Here is a 1,544-nt window from a genome sequence, read left to right as displayed (position 1 = left end):
CCCCCGTTATGTTCTTCGCGGTCCTGCAATGGGGCTGCTGGCCTCCGGGCCCGGTATGACTGTGTCCCCTCTGTCGAAGGCATGACCTGGGGGGTGGTGTCGCCGGGTCCGTGGGGTGCCGTCGGAGACGCTGATGAGAGACCCGGCCACCGCCCGGTCCGGCGCAATGCCGGGCACAGACGTGGGCGGCAGGTCTGCATAACGTGGATGCGCGAGCACGGTGCCACCGCCATGGCCGGCACGGTCAACGACCTGGAAAGGGTGCGATGTTCGACATCGAAGGCGTGGGCGTCTTCCTCGGGATGGACGTCGGCAAGACCGCTCACCACGGTCACGGACTCACCCCGGCCGGGAAGAAGGTCTTCGACAAGCCGATGCCCAACAGCGAACCCAGGCTGCGGGCCGTCTTCGACAAGCTCAAGGCCAAGTTCGGCACCGTCCTGGTGATCGTGGACCAGCCTGCCTCGATCGGGGCTCTGCCGCTGGCCGTCGCCCGCGACGCGGGCTGCGAGGTCGCCTACCTGCCCGGACTCGCGATGCGGCGGATCGCCGACCTCTATCCGGGTGAGGCGAAAACCGACGCGAAGGACGCGGCAGTGATCGCCGACGCGGCCCGGACGATGCCTCACACGCTGCGCTCGCTGGAGCTGACCGACGAGATCACCGCCGAACTCACCGTGCTGACCGGCTTCGACCAGGACCTCGCGGCCGAGGCCACCCGCACCAGCAACCGGATACGCGGCCTGCTCACCCAGTTCCACCCCAGCCTCGAGCGCGTGCTCGGGCCCCGGCTCGACCACCCGGCTGTCACCTGGCTCCTCGAGCGCTACGGATCCCCGGCCGCCCTGCGGAAAGCCGGCCGCCGCAGACTCGCCGAACTCATCCGGCCCAAGGCCCCGCGCATGGCCACGCGGCTAATCGACGACGTCTTCGACGCCCTCGACGAACAGACCGTCGTGGTCCCGGGAACCGGCACCCTCGACATCGTGATCCCGTCCCTGGCCGCCTCGCTCGCCGCAGTCCACGACCAGCGCCGAGCACTCGAAGCCCAGATCAGCACCCTGCTGGAGGCCCACCCTCTTCACCCGGTCCTGACCTCGATGCCGGGCGTCGGAGTCAGGACCGCCGCAGTCCTGCTGGTCACCGTCGGAGACGGGACCGCCTTTCCCAGTGCCGCCCACCTCGCCTCTTACGCCGGCCTCGCCCCGACGACGAAGTCGTCGGGGACCTCGATCCACGGCGAACACGCACCCCGAGGCGGAAACCGGCAGCTCAAACGCGCGATGTTCCTCTCCGCCTTCGCCTGCATGAACGCCGACCCGGCCTCCCGCACCTACTACGACCGGCAAAGAGCACGCGGAAAGACCCACACCCAGGCCCTCCTCCGACTCGCCCGCCAACGCATCAGCGTCCTGTTCGCCATGCTCCGCGACGGCACCTTCTACGAGTCCAGAACACCCGCCATCACTCTCGCCGCATGACCACCCCCAACACCCGCACACCAGGCACCACGTCCTTGACGAAGGACATAGAGACACCCCCCC

Annotated in this window: 1 protein-coding gene; it reads left to right on the top strand. The window is 69.0% G+C overall.

The genetic code is table 11. The features are described from left to right. Positions 1 to 266 precede the first annotated feature (266 nt). Positions 267 to 1,481 (top strand): IS110 family RNA-guided transposase, encoded by a 1,215-nt coding sequence (locus ACZ7D7_RS33920; RefSeq protein ID WP_470829393.1) that lies wholly within the window; start codon positions 267 to 269, stop codon positions 1,479 to 1,481. Positions 1,482 to 1,544 lie beyond the last annotated feature (63 nt).

The organism is Streptomyces sp. NPDC037054 (assembly GCF_055606745.1).
This window is presented reverse-complemented; position numbering and strand designations above follow the sequence as displayed.

Bases quoted from the DNA above. Each gene is read 5' to 3' on its own strand.
- ACZ7D7_RS33920 (WP_470829393.1), top strand. From the start codon at position 267: ATGTTCGACATCGAAGGCGTGGGCGTCTTCCTCGGGATGGACGTCGGC.